We start from the raw sequence: 2,627 nt of genomic DNA on the forward strand, positions 1-2,627 counted from the left end.
TCTCATTACCCAGGCTGGTGCCAGTCGTATCCTAGCGATGGATCTCCATTCAGCACAGATTCAAGGCTACTTCGATATCCCCTTCGACCATGTTTACGGCTCACCGATAATCTTGCAATATCTAGAGGCCAAGAACCTAGCTGATATTGTAGTGGTTTCTCCTGATGTAGGCGGTGTTGCCCGTGCTAGAGCCTTTGCCAAAAAGCTAAACGACGCTCCCCTTGCCATTATTGACAAACGGCGACAGGCGCACAATGTGGCAGAAGTCCTAAATGTAATTGGTGATGTTAAGGACAAAACTGCCATTCTTGTAGACGACATGATTGACACTGCTGGAACCATCTGTGAGGGAGCGCGGCTATTGCGCCAACAGGGAGCTAGGGCAGTTTATGCCTGCGCTACCCATGCGGTCTTTTCACCCCCTGCTAGTGAGCGGCTTGCTAGTGGCTTGTTTGAAGAAGTGATTGTCACCAACACTATCCCAGTGCCGCCAGACCACGTGTTTTCGCAATTAACTGTGTTATCGGTGGCAAACCTGCTAGGAGAGGCCATTTGGCGAATTCACGAAGACAGTTCAGTAAGCAGCATGTTCCGCTGAAGTGAAGCAAGATTGAATCAGATCCTCCAAGCTGGTTGGCTAGGACACAACCACCGCTAACACTGTTTGGCAGTGTTGCATAGAGAGGGGTTGCAAAAGAGCACAGGTATGGTACGTTTCAGTTACCACACCTCAAACCTGCTGTGAAACCTTAATACCACACTGCGACTGGTCTGAGCATAACGCTAGACTGAACCAAAGGAGAAGCCTCACCGTTTGAATTGAGGAGTTGCGCGATCGCTGCAACCTAGATGATGAGAGAGTTGATCGGGCGTGTTCACTTCAGCACATAATTCTGCCAAATTGGGCAGTCATGGTTCGTGACTGTAGGTAACATGATAAGACAGTTGCCTTGGTTATTCTGAATTCCATGAGTGTTCCTGCATCTACGCCTGACCCAACGGCGGGCATCTCTGAACAACTGAACAAGCAGACAGGGCGCTATGCCAACCACCAAGAGGTAGATCGGGAAGCGCTGACCCCAATGATGCGTCACTATGCAGATGTCAAGGATCAGTATCCCCAGGCAATTTTGCTCTATCGGGTGGGGGACTTTTTCGAGACTTTCTTCCAGGATGCGATTACCGTGGCGCGGGAACTAGAACTGGTGCTGACCAGCAAAGAGTGCGGTAAGGATTTAGACCGGGCGTTTATGGCGGGCATTCCCCATCATGCCCTAGAGCGCTACTGTGCCCTGCTGGTGGATCGGGGCTATGCTGTGGCAATCTGCGACCAAGTGGAAGATCCAGCAGCAGCCCAGGGGTTGGTGCGGCGGGAAGTAACCCGTGTGATTACACCAGGAACAGTGCTGGAAGAGGGGATGTTGCAGGCACGATGCAATAACTTTTTGGCGGCGATCGTCCTAGCCGGTAACCATTGGGGTTTAGCCTATGCCGATGTCTCTACTGGTGAATTCTTGGCCACCCAATCCGTAGAAACCCTCCAGAATAAATCCCTATTGGAGCAACTGACCCAAGAACTATTTCGCATCCAGCCTTCGGAAGTGTTGCTGCCTACCGATGCCCCTGATTTGGTGGGTCTGTTGCGTCCTGGTGAAAAAACTGAGCAACTGCCTGCAAGCCTGCCTCCCCAGTTTTGCTACACCCTGCGTCCCCAATTGCCCTTCAGCCTGCCAGAAGCCCGTCACCGTCTGCTCACCCGCTTTCGCCTGCGTTCCCTCGAAGGACTGGGCTGTAACCACCTGCCCCTCGTGATCCGTGCTGCTGGCGGCTTGTTGGAGTATCTAGAGGAAACCTGGGAACGGGAGAAGAAAGGGCTAGGGACAGATTCTGGAGTCAGCACGCCACACTCGATTCCCCTCCAACTCCTACGTACCTATACCTTGGCGGATTATTTGACGCTAGATCACCAGACGCGGCGCAATTTGGAGATTACCCAGACTGTGCGGGATGGGACGCTGTATGGTTCTTTGCTGTGGGCGATCGATCGCACCGTAACAGCCATGGGTGGTCGTGCCCTGCGCCGATGGCTCCTGCAACCATTGCTTAGCATTGACGAGATTACAGCTCGCCAGGATACGATTCAAGAACTGGTAGACAACCTAGAACTGCGGCAACAACTCCAGGCATTGCTAAAGGGTATCTATGACCTGGAACGACTGACAGGACGGGCGGGGTCAGGAACTGCCAATGCCCGTGATTTGGTGGCACTGGCGGAGTCCTTTGGCAAGTTGCCAGAACTAGCGATGTTGGTGGCAGAGGCACGATCGCCCTATCTCGTCACTCTGCAACAGGTTCCCCCCGATCTAGAGCAACTAGGACAACGCCTGCGTACCCATCTGACAGACTCTCCACCCCTATATCTGACGGAAGGTAATCTGATCCGTCCTGGGGTGAACCAGCAATTGGATGCGTTACGACAGCAAGTAGAGGCAGACCAACAGTGGATAGCCAACCTAGAGGCAGAGGAGCGATCGGCTACAGGCATTCCCACCCTCAAGGTGAGTTACAACAAAACCTTTGGGTATTACATCAGCATTTCCCGTGCTAAGGCAGATCAAGTACCTGCC

At 52.8% G+C, this 2,627-nt stretch carries 2 protein-coding genes; both read left to right on the forward strand.

What is annotated here, in order from left to right; translation table 11 throughout:
* Positions 1 to 598: ribose-phosphate diphosphokinase (gene prs / locus NZ772_17050; GenBank protein ID MCS6815264.1), on the forward strand; the 598-nt coding region annotated here is incomplete at its 5' end.
* A 370-nt stretch (positions 599 to 968) separates the two neighbouring features.
* A partial coding sequence (gene mutS / locus NZ772_17055; GenBank protein ID MCS6815265.1) for a DNA mismatch repair protein MutS occupies positions 969 to 2,627 on the forward strand: 1,659 nt, incomplete at its 3' end.

It is taken from the genome of Cyanobacteriota bacterium, from assembly GCA_025054735.1.
In the GTDB taxonomy this organism is placed as follows: Bacteria; Cyanobacteriota; Cyanobacteriia; order SKYG9; family SKYG9; genus SKYG9.